Source organism: Labrenzia sp. THAF191a (genome assembly GCF_009363335.1).
Classification (GTDB): Bacteria; Pseudomonadota; Alphaproteobacteria; order Rhizobiales; family Stappiaceae; genus Roseibium; species Roseibium algicola.
Map to the genome: position 1 here is coordinate 4,855,557 of NZ_CP045333.1, position 22,482 is coordinate 4,878,038.

At 58.6% G+C, this 22,482-nt stretch carries 10 protein-coding genes; 4 read left to right on the forward strand and 6 right to left on the reverse strand.

Annotated features, from left to right (window positions below):
- Positions 1-4: 4 nt before the first annotated feature.
- The 4 genes from FIV05_RS22320 to FIV05_RS22335 all read right to left on the reverse strand — a co-directional run bounded on the left by FIV05_RS22320 (position 5) and on the right by FIV05_RS22335 (position 17,561).
- Entirely contained in the window at positions 5-1,555 is a 1,551-nt protein-coding gene (locus FIV05_RS22320; RefSeq protein ID WP_152511015.1) for a 4-hydroxyphenylacetate 3-hydroxylase N-terminal domain-containing protein, read from the reverse strand.
- Entirely contained in the window at positions 1,545-15,275 is a 13,731-nt protein-coding gene (locus FIV05_RS22325; protein WP_152511016.1) for a non-ribosomal peptide synthetase, read from the reverse strand. The genes FIV05_RS22320 and FIV05_RS22325 overlap by 11 nt, the downstream gene beginning before the upstream one ends.
- Positions 15,276-15,345: 70 nt before the next feature.
- The gene (locus FIV05_RS22330; protein ID WP_286202221.1) at positions 15,346-16,716 is read right to left on the reverse strand and encodes an NtaA/DmoA family FMN-dependent monooxygenase; all 1,371 of its coding nucleotides are present in this window, start codon (positions 16,714-16,716) and stop codon (positions 15,346-15,348) included.
- A gap of 173 nt (positions 16,717-16,889) precedes the next feature.
- Positions 16,890-17,561, reverse strand: a complete 672-nt coding sequence (locus FIV05_RS22335) for a class I SAM-dependent methyltransferase (protein ID WP_152511017.1) — start codon at positions 17,559-17,561, stop codon at positions 16,890-16,892.
- Positions 17,562-17,842: 281 nt separating this feature from the next.
- On the opposite strand from FIV05_RS22335, the gene FIV05_RS22340 reads away from it, so the two are divergent.
- From FIV05_RS22340 to FIV05_RS31665, 3 genes are all read left to right on the forward strand, one after another.
- On the forward strand, positions 17,843-18,973 hold the full coding sequence (locus tag FIV05_RS22340; protein ID WP_152511018.1) for a prohibitin family protein: 1,131 nt from the start codon (positions 17,843-17,845) through the stop codon (positions 18,971-18,973).
- Between the two features lie 100 nt (positions 18,974-19,073).
- A complete protein-coding gene (locus tag FIV05_RS22345) occupies positions 19,074-19,652 on the forward strand; it encodes a DUF697 domain-containing protein (RefSeq protein ID WP_152511019.1) in 579 nt (192 codons plus the stop codon).
- Positions 19,652-19,828 carry a hypothetical protein gene (locus tag FIV05_RS31665; protein WP_023004113.1) on the forward strand — a complete coding sequence of 59 codons (177 nt, stop codon included), beginning with the start codon at positions 19,652-19,654 and terminating at the stop codon, positions 19,826-19,828. Before FIV05_RS22345 ends, FIV05_RS31665 begins: the two co-directional genes overlap by 1 nt.
- Before the next feature lie 227 nt (positions 19,829-20,055).
- On the opposite strand, the gene FIV05_RS22350 is transcribed toward FIV05_RS31665, so the two are convergent.
- Together FIV05_RS22350 and FIV05_RS22355 are read right to left on the reverse strand one after the other, a co-directional pair.
- Complete coding sequence (locus FIV05_RS22350) at positions 20,056-20,409, reverse strand: cupin domain-containing protein (RefSeq protein WP_152511020.1); 354 nt, start codon at positions 20,407-20,409, stop codon at positions 20,056-20,058.
- 98 nt (positions 20,410-20,507) lie between these two features.
- Entirely contained in the window at positions 20,508-21,338 is an 831-nt protein-coding gene (locus FIV05_RS22355; protein ID WP_152511021.1) for a peptidoglycan-binding protein, read from the reverse strand.
- 222 nt (positions 21,339-21,560) lie between these two features.
- Here FIV05_RS22355 and FIV05_RS22360 point away from each other — a divergent pair, with 222 nt between their 5' ends.
- Positions 21,561-22,442 carry a DMT family transporter gene (locus FIV05_RS22360; protein ID WP_152511022.1) on the forward strand — a complete coding sequence of 294 codons (882 nt, stop codon included), beginning with the start codon at positions 21,561-21,563 and terminating at the stop codon, positions 22,440-22,442.
- The last annotated feature ends 40 nt before the right edge of the window (positions 22,443-22,482 follow it).

A 22,482-nucleotide genomic window follows, 5' to 3' on the forward strand; every position in this document is an offset into this window, starting at 1 on the left:
CGCGTCAGTCTTTCCACGCCGTGTTGCACCAGCCGAATTCATCATAATCATCAAGGCACTGGTCAACAAGCGACAGCATCTGGTCCATTGAACCGTCGCGCCGTGCGATTGCAGGAAGCTGCAGTTTCACCTCTTCATGATTGCCGGCATAATTGCGTTCGTAAAGCTCGTGACGCCCTGCAAATTCCGAGCCTGTGGCGTCCCACAGCAGCTTCATCAGCTTGATACGGTCCTTGTAACCGACGCCGTTGGAGCCGCGCACGTACCGTTCCAGATAACCGTCGATTTCAGGGTTCTGGAAATCCTTTGCGGAAGACGGCAGATAGATCAGCGCGGACGCGACGATCTTCTGGACAATCTCCTTCACACGACCGTAGGCATCGGGCGCAAGCGCGCGATAGGCCTGCGCGGCCGATAGTCCCGGCAGGAAAGCGCCGTCCGCAAAGGCTTCGGGTGTCCGGGCCATTGCATCCGACAACGACCAGAACAGGTGACGCAGCGCGATCACCTCCCCTTGCAGAACCTGATTTCCGCGAAACTCGTCACCGCTCGTGATGTGCAACGCCCTGGTCAGAAGACCGGCGAGAAAGTCCAGCTTCACCGCAAACCGGGTGCATCCGTGGAAACAGGTGCCTTGCAGGTAGCCCGTGTCCATCAGGAAATCGATAGGCTTGTGTGCAGGCCCATAGACCAGCACGTTCTCCCAGGGCACGAAAACGTTGTCCAGAACGAGAATGGCATCGTTTTCATCAAAGCGGGAAGACAGCGGACTGTCGAACGGGGTCGAGGATTGGCTCGCCGCATATTCGTAGGAGTTCCGGCAGATCAGCTTGATGCCCGGCGTCGACATGTCGAGAAAGAACATGAACGCTGTAGGTGGCTCGTTGGTTTCCGAGACCGCGTGGTGGCTGAGAAAATTGTAGTGGGTCAGTGCTGCCGAAGTCGCGACGACCTTTGCACCTGAAAGATAAAGCCCCGCGTCTGTTTCCTTGACAACGTGAACCAGAATGTCTTTTGCGTCACTAAAGGGCTTCGCCCGGTCGATGGGTGGATTGGCCACAGCATGGTTCATGAAATAGGTGCGCTGCTGAGCCAGATGATACCAGCAACGCGCGTTGTCAGCGAACGGGCCGTAATAGGCCGCGTTGGCGTCCAGCGTGTTGACGATAGCTGCCTTGTAGTCCGGTGAGCGCCCCATCCAGCCGTAGCTCAGCTTCGCCCATTCCGCGATCGCCTTCTGTTGCCCGAGCAGGTCCTCTGCCGATCTGGCCACCTTGAAATATCGGTGTGTATAGCCGGTTGGATCGGCATCGGCAGGTGCGGTCAGGACATTGGTGCCGCTGTCGTGGTCCTGGTGCAGGGCATCGTAAAGCCGTGCCAGGGATCGTACCGAGTTGCGAAAGGCAGGATGACCCGTCAGGTCGGTCACCCGCTCTCCATTGAAATAGACACAGCGCTGGTCCTGGAGACTGTCGATGAACTCCGCGCCGGTCATGGGCGTCGCGCGCTGCACAGCGTGTTCCAGTTCCACGGGATTGAGGATATCAACCGACATTCTTTAGTCTCCCTTCCGCCACGGCCTGCCTGAACGGCTGATCGCCAAGGTCCATCAAAGCAGTCAGCCGCTTGCCGATTTCGCAAAGGGCCTGCTGCGATGTCATTTCATGGTGTGTGCAGTCGAGTGCATGCGCCTCGAATTGTCCGCTTGTCCGGTTTTCCCAGGGATCGGCCTCAACACCCAGCATACGCTTCGTATCGTTTGAAGCGTAATGCACCAGGGGACAGTTTAACGTCTTGGGCCGATAGCCATGTGCGAGCAGCGCGTTGTTTCGGGCGATCCGCAGCATGTTGTTGAAGTCGACAGGGCTGAGGTCCGCCAGAGGATGGGCACTGTCTTCCAGAAATCTCCGGACATCCTCAAAGGTAATGTCTTCGGGTACTCGTCCCTGCGGATCGAAGCCGATCATTTCAAGGAACGCACCGCGCGCTCCACTATCCGAAAGATCCGGCAATGGGTCTCCTTCGTGCATCGGATAACTGTCCAGAAGCATCAGGAACTCGACATCTCTGCCGCTTTCTTCCAAAAGACGTGCCATTTCGAAGGCAACCAGCCCTCCGAACGACCAACCAAACAACCGAACCGGGCCCGTGCTGGCCACCTTGTTGATACTTGCGACGTAATCGGCCGCCATTTGGTTCAGCGTTGAAGGCAAAACGGCCTCGCCGATGTAGCCGCGCGCCTGAAGGGCGATGATCGGGACATCGGCTGATAGTACGGAAGCAAGACCGGCATACGTCCAACCAAGACCAAAGCCCGGATGAACGCAGAATAGTGGTGCCTGACACCCTGCCCGCCGGATCTGCAGCACCGGCTCCAGCAAACCGGTCTTGCGACCTTGCCGAAGCGACAGCAGACCGCGCACCGTCGGTGTTTCGAAAATATCCCGAAGGCTGACGTCCAGCCCCATGCGTTCCTTCATCAGTGCCTTCAGGCGTGCGGCGAGCAGCGAATGCCCCCCCATATCGAAGAAACTGTCTTCCGGTCCCGGCACTACGCCGGGCAGCAGTTCGGCGAAGAGATTGCACAACAACGTTTCCTGGAGTGTTGCCGGACTTGTTTCTCCCTGTTTCCAGACAGGATCCGGCAGCGCCAGACGGTTGAGCTTTCCATTTGGTGTCAGCGGCAATTCCGGGAGCACGATAAAAGCGGCAGGCACCATGTAGTCAGGCAGGTTTCGCTGGAGCACGGAACGAAGCTCTTCAGTTTTGAGTTCAGCCCCTTCTTCCGGAACAACATAGGCAACGAGCGAAGAACCTCGCTCTCTGTCTGGCCGGTCCAAGACCACCGCCCGCGCAATGTTTGTCATCGATGCGATAGTCGCCTCGATCTCGCCAAGCTCGATACGATGGCCTCGAATCTTGACCTGGCTGTCTCCGCGCCCCAGGAACACAAGCTCACCGTTGGTTCTGCGATAGACCGTGTCCCCGGTCCGGTACATGCGCGCTCCACGGCCTGTAAACGGATCGGCAACAAAGCGTTCGCTCGTCAGGTCCGAACGCCCGTGATAGCCACGTGCGAGCCCAAGCCCGCCGATGTAGAGTTCGCCGGAAATACCGTCGGCGACAGGCTGAAGGGTCTCATCAAGTACGTAGACCTGCGAGTTCCACAAAGGTTGCCCGATAGACGGAATGCCCGAACTTTCAGGGCGAACAGATGCGCTCACGGACCAGATCGTTGTCTCGGTCGGGCCATAGACATTCGTCACCGGCCCTGCGGCTTGCAGCTGCGACGCTAGTCCGCCGTCCAGAGCCTCACCACCCACAAGAACCTGCAATCGCGGCAGTGGTCCAACCTCCAGAAGCGACCGCCAGAGCGATGGCGTTGCCTGCATGACCGTTGGTTTTTCCTGGCCGATCCAGTCATGGAGGCGGTCCGCTTCGCGCTGGTTGCCCTCAAACAGCACTACGCCTGCACCAACCAGCAGCGGGCCGTAGAGCTCAAGCCCGGCAATGTCGAACCCGATCGTGGTCGCGCTGAGCACCTTGTCCTGCGGCAGAAGGCGAAGCTCGGTACTCAGGCAACACAGAAGGTTCTTGAGTCCCTCGCGCGTAACAACGACACCTTTCGGCTTACCGGTGGAACCAGACGTGTAGATGACGTAGGCCGGGTGTGCGGGATCAATCGGCTGTATCCGGTCGGCATCGGTCGGGGCCGAAGCGGACATCGCAGCCAGTTCGACACCGGTCGCCTCGGCGTCCAGCAGCAGAAGCGCCGATGTCGGCGCACCATCCGTCAAGGCGGCTGCTGTTGCCGTCTCGGAGATCACAAGACGCGGCGCGGCATCGTCCAGCATCATCGCAATGCGGGCTGCCGGATAGTCCGGATCCAGCGGCAGATAGGCGGCGCCCGTTTTCAGCACCGCCAGCAGCGCCACGATCATGTCCGGGTTTCTCGGCAAGGCAATCGCAACCCGGTCCTCAGCACCGATGCCGCGCCGGATCAGAAGATGCGCCAGCCGGTTTGCCCGCGCCTCAAGCTCGGCATAGGTCAGCCGCTCTGTGCTGCCGACAACCGCTTCCTGCGAGCCAAACCGGGAAGCCGTTGCAGAGATCAGCTCCGTCAGATCCCCTTCCGGCAAGGCGTGCTGTGTTGCGTTCCACCGGTCCTGCACAGCCTTTCTTTCAGAAGCCGGCAGCATCTCGAGAGACCCGAGCGGCGCTTCCGGACGGGAGGCCATCTGCACCAGCACATTGCACAACTGCCCAAGAAGACTGCGGCCAAGGTCTGCGCCGATCCTCTCTTCCCGGCAATCCAGCCGCAGCAGCAGCCGTTTGCCCGGAACGACCATCAGGCTCAAGGGATAGTGGGTCTGGTCATGCACCTCGACACCGCTGATCCGCAGGCCATCCGGCGAAGCTTCATGGGTCTCGTCGCTGAAGGGATAGTTCTCGAATACCACCAGCGTGTCGAACAGGTCTCCCAGTCCCGCTTCTGCCTGGATCTCCGGCAGCCCCAGATGCTGGTGCGGCAGAAGCGCTGCCTGACGGGGCTGCAGATCCTTCAGGAAGCTGCTGACGGATGTTGCCGGAACAGGCTTTGCCCGTACCGGCACGGTGTTGATGAAGAGACCCGCCATGGTTTCGACGCCGGTCATTTCGGCCGGCCGGCCGGAGACCGTCGTGCCGAAGACCAGATCATCCCGCCCGCAGATGCGGCCAAGCACGACCGACCAGGCGCCCTGGAGCACCGTGTTCAAGGTGATGTCCAGCGTGCAGGCCAGGCCTTCCAAGGACCGTGTTGCGTCCTCGCTCAGGAGATCGTCAAAGCGCAACACCGCACTGCCTTCACCTGACGTGGAGCCGGTGGAAGTTTTTGCAGACTGGCCATAGACAGAGGCCGCCAACCGGGTCGGTTCCTCCAGACCGGACAGAGCTTCTTGCCAGGCCGCTTTCGCAGCCGTCTTGTCCTGCTGCTGCAGCCACCCCAGATACCGGTCAAACGGCGTTACAGGAGGCAGAGCCCCTGCCCCGCCGGCTTCATAAATCTCCTTCAGCTCCCGCATCAGCACCGGCAGCGACCAGCCGTCGAGAAGAATGTGGTGATTGGTCAACACCAGCCAGGCGCCACCGTCCGGACGTGTCACCAGGCAAGCACGCAGCAATGGACCTTGAGCAAGGTCGAAACGGATCTTCCTGTCTTCCAGAAGAAACCGATCCAGCTCCGCGTCCCCGGACAAGTCCACCTGCTCAAGCGGCAGCTCGACCTTCGACAGGATCACCTGGACGGGATCGCTCAGGCCCTCGTGGCAGAAGACAGCCCGCAGGGGTGCGTGCCGGGCAACGAGAGCCTGAAGGCTCGCCTCAAGACGCTGTGCATCCACCGGGCCATCCAGGCTGACAACCGTCTGCACCTTGTAGGAGTCCTCACCCGTCTCAGCGTCCATCAACCCGTGAAACAGCAAACCCGACTGAAGGCCCGTCAACGGCCACACCGTCGATAGCAAACCGCCGTAGCGTTGAACAAGCAAGTCGACATCGTCCTGGGAAACAGCAGCCAGCGGGAAGTCCGAAGGCGACTGACCACCGGCTTTAGACCAGTTGCCGTGTGCTGCCAGCCGGATCAGGGCTTCTTCCCAGAGTGTCCTGAATTCAGCGGTCTCTTTTTCCGAAAGATGTCGGCTGGCAAACCCGAACTCGGTGTGGAGGGAAAAGCCCTTTTCCTCTTCGATCGCCTGACAATCGATGGAAAGCATGTGAGCAAGCGGTGTTGCCGGATCGAAACCACCGCGCATTCCACCAAAGAACGGCGCCGCGCTCCAAGCACCACCAGCGCCCGCCGGAAAACGACCGAGATAGTTGAAGGCGATCTGCGCCTTGTTTTCGCTCGCAAGTTTGGCGGAGGTCTCCTTGTTGAGATACCGCAGCATTCCATAACCAAGGCCATGATCGGGACGTGCCGAGGCTTGCTCCTTGATCTCGATGATGAGCTGCTTCAGGTCCGCGTCGGAGATACCGGAAATTCCATTCCCTGCCTTCGTGACCTCCAGTCGTGCTGGAAAGACGCTAGTGAACCAGCCGACAGTTCGGCTGAGGTCCGCGTCTCCAATCGCTTCGCGTCCATGCCCTTCGACATCGCACAGGATCGGCACCCCCGGTATTCCGGACCTGAAAGTTTTGAAAGCCCCAACGGCAAGGCCAAGTGCCGCCAGAAGCACATCCTGCGGTCCGCAGCTGTAAAGAGCAGGCAGACGGGTCAGGATCTGCTCAGTTTCCTCAGCACCCAGAAGGCTGGCAAGGGACTTCAACGTCTGAACCGTATCTAGCCTGCGATCCAGATCACCTGCCAGAAAGCGCTCAGCGCCGGATGATAGAAGCGCGCTCCAGTACCCCTCTTCAGATACGCGCGCATCGGAGGCCGCATCGGCTTGCAGCAGCCTGCTCCACCCTGGGAAAGAAGTGCTTTCAGGTTCCAGGCTGATCGGGCGGTCGGCTGACCAATCAGCCCAAGCTGTCCGAAAATCGTCGGTCAGAATGCGCCAGGAGACACCATCGATCACCAGATGGTGCGCCACAAGCAGAAGCAGACCCGGCTCCATCTGGCCACGGTCAAACCAGATGGCACTGAATACCTTGCCTCGGGAAAGAGACAAGGCCGCAACTGCGGCGGCATGCTCTTCTTCCAGAAGATCTTTCAGGCCGTTTTCGTTTTCGATCTCACTCAGGCTGATGTGCTTTATAGGGAAAACGTTTGTAAATTCAGCAACCGGAGCAATCTTCATCGCCGACGTAGTCTTGTTCGCTCGAGCCCGCAGCATCCCGTGTCGCTGGACGATTGCCCCCAGAGCTGTTTGCAAGAATTCGGCATTTACCCCTTTGGGAAGCATCAGACTGGTCGACTGGAAAAAGCCGTCGGTGGGACCACCCAACTCAGCAAACCAGCGCAGGATCGGAGTCGGCAAAACGGTATCTGGCTCGAACTCCTTCAGTCCAGTGACTTCCGGTCCTTCAAGCGTCCTTGCCACGCTCGCAAGCTTTGCAACCGTCTTGTGATCGAAGACGTCTTTCGGCGTTGCCTTGAGCCCTTTTCGGCGCAACAGTCCAACTAGCCGGATTGCCGATATGCTGTCTCCGCCGAGACCGAAAAAGCTTTCGTCGAGCGCGGGAGATGAAATGCCGAGCGTTTCGGCAAAAGCGGCGGCTACCGCCTGTTCTGCCGGAGACTGCTGTCTTGTTTCTTCGGTTCTTTGCGGGCGACTTGGTGCCGGCAAGGCTTTCCTGTCGATCTTGCCGTTCGGAAGCCTTGGCAAGTAGGGCAAGAGGTCTATCTGTGCCGGAACCATATAATCCGGCAGACGTTCGGCGCAGTAGCGCTGCAGCTCTTCCGCACTCGGATCCGATTGCTCCTGCCCGATCACATAGGCAACGAGCCGCGAAGCGCCCTTCCGGTCGCTGTAGACGCTCACGAGACATTGGGCGACATCGCTGCGTTCCAGAAGCACACGTTCGATCTCGCCCGGCTCGATACGTCGTCCCCGGACCTTGACCTGCGCATCACTGCGCCCCAGGAAAAAGAGGTTGCCGTCTTCCGCCCGATAGACCAGATCCCCTGTTCGGTACATTCGCCGTCCGGCACCGGCGAACGGGTCGGCGACAAATCTGGAAGAGGTCAGATCCGCAAGGTTCTGATAGCCCCGCGCAAGACCGACACCACCGATGTAAAGTTCTCCAGCCACACCGTTCGGGACGGGCTGAAGCGTTTGATCAAGAACGTAGAGGCCGGAATTCCAGATCGGCAACCCGATGGGCGCGATATCGCCTTCCTGAACAGGTGTCAGCGGCAAGCTCATGGAACCACACACGGTCACTTCTGTAGGGCCGTAAGCATTGACGAGGCAACAACGGTCAGACCATCTGCGAACTTCCGGCACGCTGATGGCTTCACCGGCCGTTACCAGCACACAACCTTCGGGAAGATCTGTCACCGACATCACGCTCAAGAGGCTCGGCGACAACGTGATATGCGTTACCCTTTGAGCGTACATGAATGTCTTCAAGGCTGCGGGATCTGTGAATGCCTGTCTTGGCCAGATCACAAGAGCCGCACCGGAGACCAGTGCCGTGGCGATTTCCGAAAAGGCGGCGTCGAAACTGAAGGATGCGAACTGCGCGACCCGAGACTGTTCCGAAATCGCAAACCGTTCGATCTGGGCATAGGCGAGATTTGAAAGCCCTTCGCGTGTAACGACGACACCTTTCGGCTTACCGGTGGAGCCGGACGTGTAGATGACATAGGCCGGGTGCGCGGGATCAATCGGCTGTTTCCGGTCGGCATCGGTCGGGGCCGAAGCGGACATCGCAGCCAGTTCGGCCCCGGTCGCATCGGCGCCCAGCAGCAGAAGCGCCGATGTCGGCGCACCATCCGTCAAGGCGGCGGCTGTTGCCGTCTCGGAGATCACAAGACGCGGCGCGGCATCGTCCAGCATCATCGCAATGCGGGCTGCCGGATAGTCCGGATCCAGCGGCAGATAGGCGGCGCCCGTTTTCATCACCGCCAGCAGCGCCACGATCATGTCCGGGTTTCTCGGCAAGGCGATCGCGACCCGGTCCTCAGCACCGATGCCGCGCCGGATCAGAAGATGCGCCAGCCGGTTTGCCCGCGCCTCAAGCTCGGCATAGGTCAGCCGCTCCGTGCTGCCGACAACCGCTTCCCGCGTTCCAAACCGGGAAGCCGTTGCAGAGACAAGCTCCGTCAGATCCCCTTCCGGCAAGGCGTGCTGTGTTGCGTTCCACCGGTCCTGCACAGCCTTTCTTTCAGAAGCCGGCAGCATCTCGAGAGATCCGAGCGACGCTTCCGGACGGGAGGCCATCTGCGCCAGTACATTGCACAACTGCCCAAGAAGACTGCGGCCAAGGTCTGCGCCGATCCTCTCTTCCCGGCAATCCAGCCGCAGCAGCAGCCGTTTGCCCGGAACGACCATCAGGCTCAAGGGATAGTGGGTCTGGTCATGCACCTCGACACCGCTGATCCGCAGGCCATCCGGCGAAGCCTCATGGGTCTCGTCGCTGAAGGGATAGTTCTCGAACACCACCAGCGTGTCGAACAGGTCTCCAAGTCCCGCTTCTGCCTGGATCTCCGGCAGCCCCAGATGCTGGTGCGGCAGAAGTGCGGCCTGACGGGACTGCAGCTCCTTCAGGAAGGTGCTGACGGATGATGCCGGAACCGGCTTGGCCCTTACCGGCACGGTGTTGATGAAGAGACCCGCCATGGTTTCGACGCCGGTGATCTCGGCCGGCCGACCGGAGACCGTCGTGCCGAAGACCAGATCATCCCGCCCGCAGATGCGGCCAAGCACGACCGACCAGGCGCCCTGGAGCACCGTGTTCAAGGTGATGTCCAGCTTGCGGGCCAGGCCTTCCAAGGACCGTGTTGCGTCCTCGCTCAGGAGATCGTCAAAGCGCAACACCGCACTGCCTTCACCTGACGTGGAGCCGGTGGAAGTTTTTGCAGACTGGCCATAGACAGAGGCCGCCAACCGGGTCGGTTCCTCCAGACCGGACAGAGCTTCTTGCCAGGCCGCTTTCGCAGCCGTCTTGTCCTGCTGCTGCAGCCACCCCAGATACCGGTCAAACGGCGTTACAGGAGGCAGAGCCCCTGCCCCGCCGGCTTCATAAATCTCCTTCAGCTCCCGCATCAGCACCGGCAGCGACCAGCCATCGAGAAGAATGTGGTGATTGGTCAACACCAGCCAGGCGCCACCGTCCGGACGTGTCACCAGGCAAGCACGCAGCAATGGACCTTGAGCAAGGTCGAAACGGATCTTCCTGTCTTCCAGAAGAAACCGCTCCAGCTCCGCTTCCGGATCTGCGTCACCGGACAAGTCCACCTGCTCAAACGGCAGCTCGACCTTCGACAGGATCACCTGGACGGGATCACTCAGGCCTTCGTGGCAGAAGACGGCCCGCAGGGGTGCGTGCCGGGCAACGAGAGCCTGAAGGCTCGCCTCAAGACGCTGCGCATCCACCGGGCCATCCAGGCTGACCACCGTCTGTACCTTGTAGGCGTCCTCACCCGTCTCAGCGTCCATCAACCCGTGAAACAGCAAACCAGACTGAAGACCCGTCAACGGCCAGACCGTCGATAGCAAACCGCCGTAGCGGCTGCTGACAATGCTCAGATCTTCCTCGCTGATCCATCCTGACTTGAGATCAGTTCCGATCTCCGGCAATTGCTGCCTTTGCGCCACCGTTGCCAGCTCTGCTGGTGTCTTGTTGCTGAAAACATCCCTTGCCGAAAACACCAGTCCTGCTCGCCGTGCTCGGCTGACCAGCTGAATGGAGAGAATACTGTCGCCGCCAAGTGCGAAGAAATTGTCGGCAGGCCCAACGGTTTCCAGACCCAGTACGTCAGCAAACAATGCGCAGATGTCGGTCTCGGTTTGCCCCGCAGGTACCTTCGCTCCATCGCCGTGAATTTTGGGCGAAGGCAGGCGCTTGATGTCCAGCTTGCCATTGGTCGTGAAAGGAAGTTGTTCCAGAAGAACAAAATGGGCTGGCACCATGAATGCAGGAAGTGTCACGGCAAGCCTTTTTTGCAAGCCGGCAAGATCTGGTTCTCCTGTGCCCGTACCTACAATATAGGCAACGAGTTTCTTTTCCCCGGGCCTGTCTTCACGCACGATCACCGTGCACTGGCCGATGTCCGACTGCCTTGCTATGGCATTTTCGACTTCCTGCGGTTCAATACGGAAGCCATTGATCTTGACCTGGTGATCGGCACGTCCGACGAAGGTCAGCAAGCCGTCGCTGCGCCAGCGCACCAGATCCCCGGTGCGATACATTCTGCTGCCTGCGGGCCCCGCGGGATCGGCAACGAAGCGCTCGGCCGTCATACCGGTCCGGTCGAGATAGCCAAGCGTCAGGCAGTCACCGGCCAGGAAAAGCTCGCCCACCATGCCGATACCGACCGGTTGCAGGCGGTCATCCAGAATTCGGACGCTACAATTGTCACGCGGCAACCCGATGGGAACCTTGTGCGCGGATTTCTCCAGCGTGTGCATTGCATGCCAGGTCACGAAGGTCGTGCCCTCTGCCGGGCCGTAGCCATTGACGAACCGCGTCCCAGGCGAAGCTACCGTTGCCCGGCGCAAGGCTTCTGCGGAAGCCGCCTCACCACCAATCAGCACTGACCTCAGAGGTTTGAAAGCTTCGGGTTTTTCACCTGCAATGATGTTGAAAAGACGTGTCGTGATACAGGCCGCAGACACCTTGTGCTCTTCGACCAGCCGCGCAATCGTTTCAGCATCGAGAATGCCAGGCGGCGCGACGAAAAGCTCCTGCCCCAACATGAGCGGTGTCCAGATTTCATAGGTCGAAGCGTCAAATGCATAGGGCGAATGCAGCAAGACCCGCTCATGAGAGCCTTCCGGCCAGCATCCGTCGAGCGCGAGGGCCTGGATATTGCGGTGGCTGATCGCGATCCCCTTCGGCCTGCCTGTGGAGCCGGAAGTGAAGAGAACACAGGCTATCTGTCCGGCGGTGATATTCGGTAAGGTCTCCTTTCCCGTCGCCACTTGCAGGTGGCTGAAAGGAACGCAGGGTGCATCATTGAAACTGACTGATATCGCGTCTTCATCGTCGGTCAGAACGAGGTGGGCCCGGGTGTCGGCAAGGAGTTGTTGAAGCCGGTTGGCAGGATCGTTCCTGTTCAAGGGAACATATGCCCCGCCTGCCTTCACGATCGCGATCGTTGCGACGACAAGATCGATGGAACGATCCATCAGGACCGCGACCCGCGCCCCGGGTGCAACGCCCCGGCGGAGGAGGTTTTGCGCAACCCGGTCCGACAACGCATCAAGCTCAGCGTAGGAAAGTGTGCGGGTCTGGCTGGAGAGAGCGACCTTATCGCCCTTTTCCCTAGCGAACAGACGAAACCGGTCGGGCAAAGACATTTCGATCGCAGCTTTTTCGACCTGCTTGCCTTCGCACAAGGCGGCAAGGCGTGACGCTTCGTCGGGATCGACAATCCTGAGGTCATCAATCCGTTTGTCCGGATTTTCCACGGCTGCGCGAAGTAGATCGATGAAACGCCGGGAAATATTGCCCGCGACCTCCCGATCCAGGAGATCTGTCCGGAATTCGATCCGCCCGTCGATACCGCCTGCGCCTCCGACCTTGTCGCGATGAGCAGTCAGGTCGAAGGAAAGATCGAACTTTGAGGCTTCGACAGGCACGTCTTCAATCTCGCAGACCAACCCCGGCAAGCTAAGAACAGTCTCTCCTGCCATATCGAGCGCCAGAACGGTCTGGAATACCGGATGAAAGGACAGGTCCCTGCGTGGCGCGATCTTGTCGACCACAAGCTCGAACGGCACGTCCCGGCGGGAATAGGCGGCAAGGTTCCGCTGACGCGTATCGGCCAATAACGCGCGAAAGGTCGGCCTGCCGGAAAGATCACTCCGGAGCGCCAGCATGTTGACGAAGAGGCCTATGGTTTCTTCAAAAGAGCTGTCCGGGCGGCCATCGACAGGTGTTCCGATGACGATGTCTTCCCCTGCGCCGAGCCGCGACAAGGTCGCAGCCATCGCAGCCTGCAGTACCATGAACAGGCTGGTCCGAGTGTCCATTGCCAGTCGCTCAAGCTTGCAATGAAGCTCTGGCGGGATTGCGACGGCTACTCCGTCGCCTTGCCAATAGGTATTCTTTCGTTGCCCCTCGGCACAAGGCAGTTCAACACAATCCGGCGCGCCTGCGAGGTCTTCGCTTACTTCGGCAACACGAGCGGCAACTTCCTGTTCTCCGGCCTCGGACAGCCAGGCATGCTGCCAACTTGCGAAGTCGGCATATTGGACTGCCGGCTTTTTCCAGACAGGTTCCTTGCCGCTCTTTCTCGCCTCAAAGGCCGTCGCGAAGTCGGCAAGCAATGGGCGCAGGGCACCACCGTCAATCGCGATATGATGCACGACAATCTGCATCATGCATTGCAGTTCGGGATTGAAATTATCTTCCGAAACGATGGACACCCTCACCGGCAGGTCCTTGCACAGATCGAACGGCCTGGAAGACTGACGGGAGAGTTCTGACCGGCCTACAGCTGCCGGTACTGAAACGATCCGTATGACATCTTCCGAAACGAAACCCGTGCGGATGTCCTGATACGGCTTTCCGGACCCGTCTTGCGGATAAACGGTCCGCAAGACCTCGTGCCTCTCGATAACGTCTGACCAGGCTTGCCCAAGAACGGACGGATCGACAGCGCCGGAAAGCCGAAATCGGTAGGCCAGATTGTAGGAAGTATCTTCCGGGTGAAGCCGCTGCAGGAACCAGAGACGCTTTTGAGCAGAAGACAGCGGAACCTTGTCGGGCCGCGCAACGGATTTCTGTTTCAGGGAACATGGTTTCGCTGCCCCTATCAGACGGGCAAGCGCAGCCGGTGTCGGCGTGTCGAAAATCTCGTCCGGAGCGATCTGCACACCAAAACGGTCTCTCAGTCGATACGCAAGACGCGCGGCCAGCAGTGAATGCCCACCCAGGAGAAAGAAATTATCCTGTACTGAAACCGAGTGGACGCCGAGCAGCTCTGTAAATGCCTCACAGATTGCGGTTTCAAGGTCGCTCTGCGTTCCGCTTGCGCTCCGCCCAGCCGTTGGCACCGGATCCGGCAACGCTGCCCTGTCCAACTTGCCATTGGGTGTGAGCGGAAGCGCATCGAGAGCTACGATTGCAGACGGCAGAAAGGCTGGAGGGAGAGCTTCTGCCAAGGCGGCCATAAGCCTTGCGACATCCCTGTCGGCTCTCACTTCCCAGACAACATAGGCAGCAAGATAGACGCCCGTGTTGTCACGTCGCTTCGCAACGACAGCTGAACGGGCAACTTCCGGCAATCTGTCCAGGGCAGCTGCGACTTCTCCCGGCTCGACGCGGACGCCGCGTACCTTCACCTGATGATCGGACCGCCCCAGATACTCGTAGCCACCGTCAGGCATCCGCCGCGCAACGTCGCCTGTTCTGTAAAGCAAGGCACCAGCGGGCCCGAAAGGCGAAGCTATGAACCGTTCTGCGGTCTTGTCCGGTTGGCGATGATATCCAAGCGCAAGACCTGTGCCGGCTATGTAGAGTTCACCGGTCTCTCCGTCGGATACGGGCTGAAGCAGATCGTCGAGCAGGTAGACGCCTGTTTCCCGTATAGCGTTGCCGATGGCAATTTTTCCGTCTGCATCACACCGCGCCCAGAGGCTGTCCCCCGCAGCTTCTGACGCACCGTAGAAGTTGAACAAACGGGCGTCTGGCAGTTTTTCGCAGAATTTTTGCAAGAGACCTGATGGAAGGGGCTCGCCACTCGTGACCCAGGTCCGGCAGCCCTTCAAGCCTGGCAAACAGTCGTCCTCGAGAAGACTTGCCAGCAGGCTCGGTACAACGGTCAACCGCGTGACGGCAAACGTCGCCACCGCCTCTGCCAGTCGCCTCGGGTCAGCGGAAACATTGCCGGTTGCAAGGACGACCGCGCAGCCGTTGCACAAGGCGCCCAACAGCTCCGTCGACCCGTCAATGAAGTTCAAGGAGGTCTTGAACAGCGTCCGCTCACCTGACGCGAAGGGCAAGGCTTCCGATATCCAGGCCAGCCTGTTGGCAAGAGCGGCCTGCCGCCCCAGAACGCCCTTGGGCCGCCCGGTGGAACCGGACGTGTAGACCAGATAGGCAGGATCATCGCCGGTTAGCCGGCGAACAAGATCACCGCCCACAGGTGCGGTATCAGGCTGTCTGGCGATGTCCCGGCTCAGCGAACCGTTTCCAAGAAAGACCGCCCGTGCTGTCTGACCAGCCGCCTCAACGACGCCGGTGACCGGTTGCTCCGCCAGGATCAGATCCGGTTCTGCGTCTTGAAGCATGTCAATCAGACGCTGTCGAGGATAGGCTGGATCAAGCGGCATGTAGCAAGCACCGGTCTTGATCACCCCCAGCAGGCTTACAACGAGATCCGGTCCGGCAGCACAGCCGAGTGCCACGATCTTGCCAGGCCCGATACCCCGGCCGATGAGGTACCACGCGACACGGTTCGCCTTCCGGTCCAGTTCCTCGAAGGTCAGAACCATATCCGGCAGTATCAGTGCCGTGTCACCAGGTCTCGACTGCACCTGCCTGGCAAAAAGTGCGCGAACAGAAGCGGTCTCATTGTCCAATGCTGCTTCCAACGGCAAACGGCTGGCATCCGGACGCGCAATGCTGCCTGAAGCAGCCTTTGCCCTTGCTGTCTGGAAACCACTTTCGCGGGATGTCATTGAGATCAACTCCGTCGAAGAATTGCCGTTTCTGTTTTGCGCGTCCGGCGGAAACCGAATTGGAATATCGTCAGCCTTGCAGCCCGAGGCGCTGCCTGAGTGTCAAAGGTTCGTGCCCCGCCGGCCGTATGTGCCCTCGTTGGCGGAGAATTGGCACGACAGACCGTGAAAACTCGTCAAAGCTTCCGGGAAAGTGGGTCGGGGTAATCACGAAGCCATCGCAAGCGCCGCTTGTAAAATAGCTCTCAAGCTGATCGGCCACCTGTTCCGGCGTTCCGACAAGACGCGGCGTCGAGGTGCTGCGTGCCATCCGAATGGCGATGTCATGAAGCGTCCAGAGCCTTCCCCTGTCTTCTTCCCGGATCCTCTCCAACCAGGGAAATGCGGCTCCGCCATCGACAGCCGCCTTGTTTGGCGACTTGCCGGAGCTTTCCAACACTTCGTCGATTGGCGTATCAGGATCGAACCCTGTCGCGTCGACGCCGATCATGCCCGACAGAAAGGCGATGGCGACATCCGGATGGATCAGCTCGTCCAGATATTCGGCCCGCGCTTTTGCAATGGCTTCGGTTTCACCGATCACGGGCTGCACCGCTGTCAGCAGGAATATCTTCTCCGGGTCGCGCCCCATCTCTGCAGCCCGGCGGCGAACATCTGCACGCAGTTCCGACATGCCCTCGGCGTCTGCCTGAATGGCGAAAACGACATCAACCCATTTGGCGGAAAAATCACGACCCCGCGGAGAAACACCGACACTCATCAGGATCGGTTCACCGTCCGGTCCGGCGGGAAGTGACAAGGGACCTCGGAGCTTGAAGCGTTCGCCTTCGTGATCAATTGGATGAATCTTGCCGGTGTCCGCGTAAAGCCCGGACGCCTTGTCGCTTACCAGCGCGTCCGGTTCCCAGGACTTCCAGAGCTTGCGGCAGATCTCCAGGATCTCTTCCGCCCTGTCGTAGGCTTCGGGAGAAATAAGCTTTGGGAAATGACCGAAATTGTGCCCGTTGCTCGGACCAGCGGAGGTCACGACGTTCCACGAGATCCGGCCCCTACTGAAATGGTCCAGTGTACTGAGCGTACGGGCCAGATGATAAGGTTCCATGTAGGTCGTCGAAAGCGTGACCGTAAAACCGAGCGACTTCGTTACCGAGGCCATGAGGGAAACCAGCAGGTTCGGGTCATGGCGAATGGCACCAACCGCTCCATGCTTCAGGAAGGTTTCGTAGTTGTCGTTCAGTCCGGTTGTCACGCTGAGCGATTCTGGAATGAATGCGAGATCGAACCCGCCCCGTTCCAATGTGACCGCCGTATCCTTGAAGAGATCGGGATCACAGAAATCCGTTTCGCTGTACGGGTGGCGCCACATGCCGGCGAAATGGCTTCCGGGCACCAGAATATACCCGGCCAGAAACATATGACGATTTGCAACACCAGAACTCAAATCACCCCCCAAGAACGGTTTTTAGCAAAGTATTCGATCGTCTAATTTCGCTACTCACTCACTTTTCAGACTCATGACCTAACGGCAATAAAAAACAATTCACGAATTCTTCGCAGAAGATAAGTTAATTTTTATACACATTCGTCGTTCAACATATCTATTTTCGACGTTTACTAAATTTTTCGAAAAACCCTCAGCGTGTTGCCGTAAAATATCCTCGGTATTTCGAGACTCTCGACCAGTTCGAAGCCCGCAGCCCTTACCTGCTTCTCAACTTCTGCGGTTTTCACCTGCTTCACCCATTCACCGGAAAAAATCAGGTCATCGATATTGTGGGCCAGGCGGCGCCAGAAAGGTGCTTCAACCATATCCTTGAAAAGGAACACTCCTCCGGGACCGACCCGTTTGATCGCCTCTTCAACAGCCGTCATCCGTTCAGGTTCGGCAACATGGTGCAGCACGTCGACCATGGTCACCACATCGAAGCAGTCGTCCGGCAGCTCCGCGAAGCTGCCAATTCGCAGGAAGGTTACATTCGCTGCGTGCCCCGTTCTTCCCGCTGCCTTGCGGGCCGAGGCAAGAGCGCCTTCGTGGACATCGCAGCCGGTTGCTTCGCTTATCCTTCCGGATGCCAACAGAATCGCCAGCAACGCACCGTTGCCGCAGCCAACATCCAGAACCTTTGCATTTGCGGGAACATGCCGCTCCATCTCTTCGAATGGACAGACGTAAGGCCTGGCGGAGATCAGCTTGCGCAAGAGCTTCGGTTCGTAATCGTAAAGGTCAAACAGAAACCGGCGAAGGTCCTTGCGATCGAAACTGAATGACCCTGTGCTGGCTGACACTCACCACTCCCATAGTCTGTTTCGATCTTGGTTTCACAATCCGTGAAATTAACCATAAGTTGAAGTGACGCTGCGCCACACAACACAACTTAAGCAAATTCTTTGGCTCTTGCCTAGCTCAAGAAACACGCTTGCCACAGAGTTGTTTTCTTGCAACTGTGCTGCAATTGACGCAGACAGGACTGCTCAGAAAGCATTGAGAGTTCTTGTTTTTACGCGTTTCTTGGCCACTAGGTCACCTTAACGAGCTGCGGAGCCGTTTCAATTCCTGGGAGCGCTGAATGAGCGTTGCGGAAGACGACGTCGAAGTTGGTAAATCGAAAAAGAAGCCGCGCAAGATCCACAGGATGAGCCGAACCGACAAGGCCATCGCCTATCTGCTGCTGCTCGGTTTCGTCACGATTGTCTTGTGGCCGCTGATGTTCTTCGTTATCGGGCCGGGTGAAGTTGGCGTGCTTTTCAGAACCCTCACCATCGGCACCGAAACCAGGTTTGTTTATCCCGAAGGCGTCAACATCAAATGGCCGTGGAACCGCATCTACCGGTACGAAGTCCGCATCCAGAAACAGGATGAAACGGTCCACGGCCTTGCAGCGGACGGCTTGCGCATCACTTCCGATATTTCGGTTCTGTATCACCCGAAGGCAGATAATGCCGGCAAACTGCACCAGGCGATCGGGCCGGAATACGCCAACCGTTTCGTCCGTCCGACCGCAGTGGAAGCGGTTCGCTCGGTGATCGGCAAATACGACCCTCATGAGCTCTATCAGGTCGACTTGACGCGCCTCGAAAGGGAAGTCATGGACACCATTCGAGCCAACAATCAGGACCTCGTCGCCTTTGACCAGATTCTCATCCGGCGGATCGAGCTGCCGAAGGAAATCAATCAGGCGATCTCACGTAAGCTGACCGAGGAACAGAACGCCCTCGCCTATGAATACGTGCTGGAACAGGCCCGCAAGGAAGCGGAACGCAAGCGGATTGACGCCATCGGCTACCAGACCTTCTACTCGATTGTTGCAGATGCCCTGACGCCGCAGCTGCTGACCTGGCGGGGAATAGAAGCGACCGTCGAACTGTCCAAGTCCAACAACAGCAAGATCGTGATTGTCGGTGGCGGAAAAGACCAGCTTCCGCTCATCCTGGGCAGCGACATTGCAAATCAGCCGAATTTACCGGCGCCCGCTCCGGTCAATCCGCAGCGCTACCGCCTGCCTGATTTTGATAACCTGCCACAGCTTTTCCCGAACGCTCCTACAGCTGAGGCAGATACATCTCAGGATCAGGAGACACAGCTGAGGCCTGACGAAAATTCGACCGGCGACAACACGTCCAGCGATAGCTCTGCGTCAGGTGAAACTGCGCCTGCTTCGAATGATCAAAACACGGCAAAGCCGCAAGCTGAAAATTGATACCGCGCTGATTGCAAGATTGAAATCGGACCACACTCAAGCTACGCTCACGTAGAGTAAGCAGCGGGGAGCTGCGACGCTGAAGGAAGGAAACTGTGAAATGACAACGAAGTCCACTCGCACAAGTTCCGCAAAATCAGAAGCTGAGGACACTGTTGATGCAGCTGAAAAGCTGGCAGATGGCAAGGCTCAGCCCGAAAGTGCTTCGCTGACCCCGCAAGAACGTACGCTGGCAGCAGAAAAAATCATTCGGGACCATGTCATCGTCGGTACAGGTACCGGCCTCATTCCGGTTCCGATCTTCGATCTCGTCGCCGCAATCGGAACGCAGCTCAACCTCATCCGCAAGCTGGCAGCCGTTTATGATGTGCCATTCTCGGAAAATCGCGCAAGAACCGCAGTAACCACTCTTCTGGGAAGTCTCGGCGGTGTCGGTGCAGGAACCTTTATCGCCACCAGCTTCATGAAAACCATTCCCGTGCTCGGCACTGCGCTCGGTATCGTCGGATCAGGCGCTACGCTTGGTGCCTTCACCTTTGCCGTCGGCAAGGTTTTCCAGCAGCATTTTGAAACCGGTGGAGATTTCCTGAGCTTCGACGCGGCTGCCTACAAGGAGCATTTCAAGAAGATGGTGAAGAGGGGCGAAGACATCGCGGAAGAGAAATCGGAAGCCGCCTGATGTTTGTCGCGCCACTGGTCATCTATCTGCTCTTGTGTGTCCTGGTCGGTTACCGCGGTCGGGACACACGGCTTGGTTCCTTCGGCTGCTTCCTGGCAAGCGTGGTGCTGACACCCGTTCTGGTGTTCGTCATCCTATTGTTGACAGAACCTGCCGGTTTTCAGTCGCAGAAGTAATCTGACCGAAAAGCATCGAACCGGGGAAGACTGTTCCCTGTTTCCCTTCGGCTGCCTCAAAAGCCTCATCAGCTTGCGAGCAGCACAATGCTATTGTGGCAATCCAAACAATAACTTAGCAAACTTCCCTGACTTTCTCGAACTCCGAGAGGTCAGGGTACGCGCCCATATGCGTTTACAGCTAATCCTGGACAGTCACGTCGCTCACTTCCAAGGATGACCCATTGTCAGGCCGGCAGGCGGATCACAAAAAGCTTGCGAGTGGTTTCAAGGACTTCCCAGGTTCCGGAGAAACCGGGCTGCAGGACAAAGCTGTCTCCGGGGGCAGCTTCCCGGGTGATGCCGTCCTTGTCGGTCAGCACCGACCTGCCGGAAAGGATCGAACAGAACTCCCATTCGTCATAAGAGATTTTCCAGGCCCCTGGTGTTGCTTCCCACACGCCCGAGAACAGCGTCTCGTTGTCCGTCGTCTCAACCAACCAGGTGGTAAACTTAGGATCACCTGCAATGACCTTTTCCGGTGCTGGCGCATCTTGTTCGGGAACGATGTCGTCTAGATTGAACGGCAGGAAGGCGTGCATGCGAGTCTCTCTGTCAAAGATGGATCGGTCTGAACTACCGGATGCTAGCCTCCGCTAACGATGCTGACCAGATGACCTTGGTCTGCAATTTTCCGGCATCACGCCCGCAACAGCCGAATGTTGCGCCGCATCTGCTCAATCTGTTCGAAACTCAGCACAAAGGGCGTGGTCCGGGGCAGCGTCGCCAGGATGTTCTGCTTGTGCGCCACATGCTCGCTCACACCCCGAGGACTGTCGATCAGATTATGGGCGACCTCATGGGCAAGTGTGCTGGCATCCGCGTTCTTCTTGATTCGAGTGACAGCACCCGTGTGATTGGCCTTGGAGAGGGCCAGGTCCGTGTCGGGATTGAAGCGACGGATATAGAACACCATGATTTCATTCGGACGAATCCTGACGGACGTATGCGCCTCGGCAAGTTCCTTCATCCGGGCAAACAAGAGGCCATGCTGCGAAAACTCCGTCTCCTCGGCAGCGGTCAATGCCAGCGACTGGATGGAAGCAACCTCGAAGTCGATACCGTAATGTCCGTAAAGCTCCTTCGCGGTCGTTTCCGCAGTTGCCACCGGAGCGTCCGGCGTCACCACGACAAAGATGTGCACACGAACCTTGTGAGTGAAGGACGCGAGCGCCCGGTCCAGCTTGGCCATGGTATTTCGTCCGACGGCGCCGTCGTCCTTGATCGGGGCTCCGCCATGCGTTGAAAGCTGGAACTCCTTGACCTTTTGCACGGTTTCACTGCCGTAGACCCCATCCGGACTGAGCCCCGTTCCTCCTACGGATTTTGGCATGGGAAACCCCAGGTCAATCAACCCGAACTGAACCAGATGCACTCCGTGACCGCTTGATCCGCTGCCGAGCCACGGGCTGTTGGTGGACGCTGCGGTGAGCTGCGGCACGTTGCGGAAATAGGGAGACGTCAATGCCATGGGACGGGGCTTCCGGACAGTGGAACTGGGAACGTCGAAAACAATCGATGATTGCACCTTACCGCAAAACACTATCACCCAGAAACGAATTACGTAGCGGCATCAGCAATTTCCGTATTCCAGATTCTCCTGATGTCCGGACAGGCCTGATTTGGTGAAATCGTGCCTTGCCGCCCTGCCTGCCCCGATGCTTCACTGCGCAAAAACCAGGGAGACACGGGAATGGAAACGGCCATGACCGGCGGTCGCAATCAGGTGACCACCGGAATCGGAATGATGTGTGCAGGTGTCGTGTGCCTATGCCTCAACGACGCCATTGCCAAAACACTGACGGCTGACTACAGCCCCATCCAGATCCTGTTTTTGCGCAATTTGATCGCGCTTCCGATTGCGGTTCTGATCGCACTGAAAATGGGTGGAAGATCTGCCTTGATTTCCCACCGCCCGGCAGCCCATCTTCTGCGCGGAGTGCTGTGGCTCTGCGCCGCCACGCTGTTTTTCACCGGGCTGAGCCTTCTTGGCCTCGCCGAAGCAACAGCGCTGATTTTTGTCATGCCTGTTTTTGTCACAGCGCTTTCCGCCCTGGTCTTGCGAGAGCAAGTGGGCTGGCGTCGATGGACGGCAGTCCTCGTGGGATTTCTGGGCGTTCTGGTGGTTGTCCGTCCGGGTTCAGGCACTTTCCAGGCAGCGTCGCTCCTCCCGATCGCAACGGCATTCTTCTATGCCGCGCTGATGCTCAGCGCTCGCCTTGTCGACCCGCGCGAGAGTGTCTGGACCCTGATGCTTTACCTGGTGGGGGCCGGCGCAATCATGAGTGCCCTTGCGATGCCCTTCGTCTGGGTGCAGCCACGCGCGGAGGACATCTGGCTGTTTCTGGGCATCGCTTTATTCGGCACGGCCGGCATCACGCTGATGACGCAGGCCTTCCGCTTTGCCCCGGCAGCCGTTATCGCGCCATTCGATTATACCGCGCTCTTGTGGGCGACCCTGCTCGGCTGGCTCTTGTGGGGGGAAATTCCCGACATTGCGACTTATGTCGGTGCGGCGATCATCATCGCGAGCGGCATCGCGATCGTGCTGCGCGAACGGCAGCTGGAAACCTGAAGCCCCGCCGGTGACCCATGCCACCGGCGGGATCAACTCT

What these genes read in the sequence shown, in the direction of transcription:
- FIV05_RS22350 (WP_152511020.1), bottom strand. Translation starts at nt 20,409, where the DNA reads ATGCACGCCTTCCTGCCGTTCAATCTAGACGACATCGTTCCCGAACAA.
- FIV05_RS22345 (WP_152511019.1), top strand. Translation starts at nt 19,074, where the DNA reads ATGACAACGAAGTCCACTCGCACAAGTTCCGCAAAATCAGAAGCTGAG.
- FIV05_RS22320 (WP_152511015.1), bottom strand. Translation starts at nt 1,555, where the DNA reads ATGTCGGTTGATATCCTCAATCCCGTGGAACTGGAACACGCTGTGCAG.
- FIV05_RS31665 (WP_023004113.1), top strand. Translation starts at nt 19,652, where the DNA reads ATGTTTGTCGCGCCACTGGTCATCTATCTGCTCTTGTGTGTCCTGGTC.
- FIV05_RS22325 (WP_152511016.1), bottom strand. Translation starts at nt 15,275, where the DNA reads ATGACATCCCGCGAAAGTGGTTTCCAGACAGCAAGGGCAAAGGCTGCT.
- FIV05_RS22360 (WP_152511022.1), top strand. Translation starts at nt 21,561, where the DNA reads ATGGAAACGGCCATGACCGGCGGTCGCAATCAGGTGACCACCGGAATC.
- FIV05_RS22355 (WP_152511021.1), bottom strand. Translation starts at nt 21,338, where the DNA reads ATGGCATTGACGTCTCCCTATTTCCGCAACGTGCCGCAGCTCACCGCA.
- FIV05_RS22340 (WP_152511018.1), top strand. Translation starts at nt 17,843, where the DNA reads ATGAGCGTTGCGGAAGACGACGTCGAAGTTGGTAAATCGAAAAAGAAG.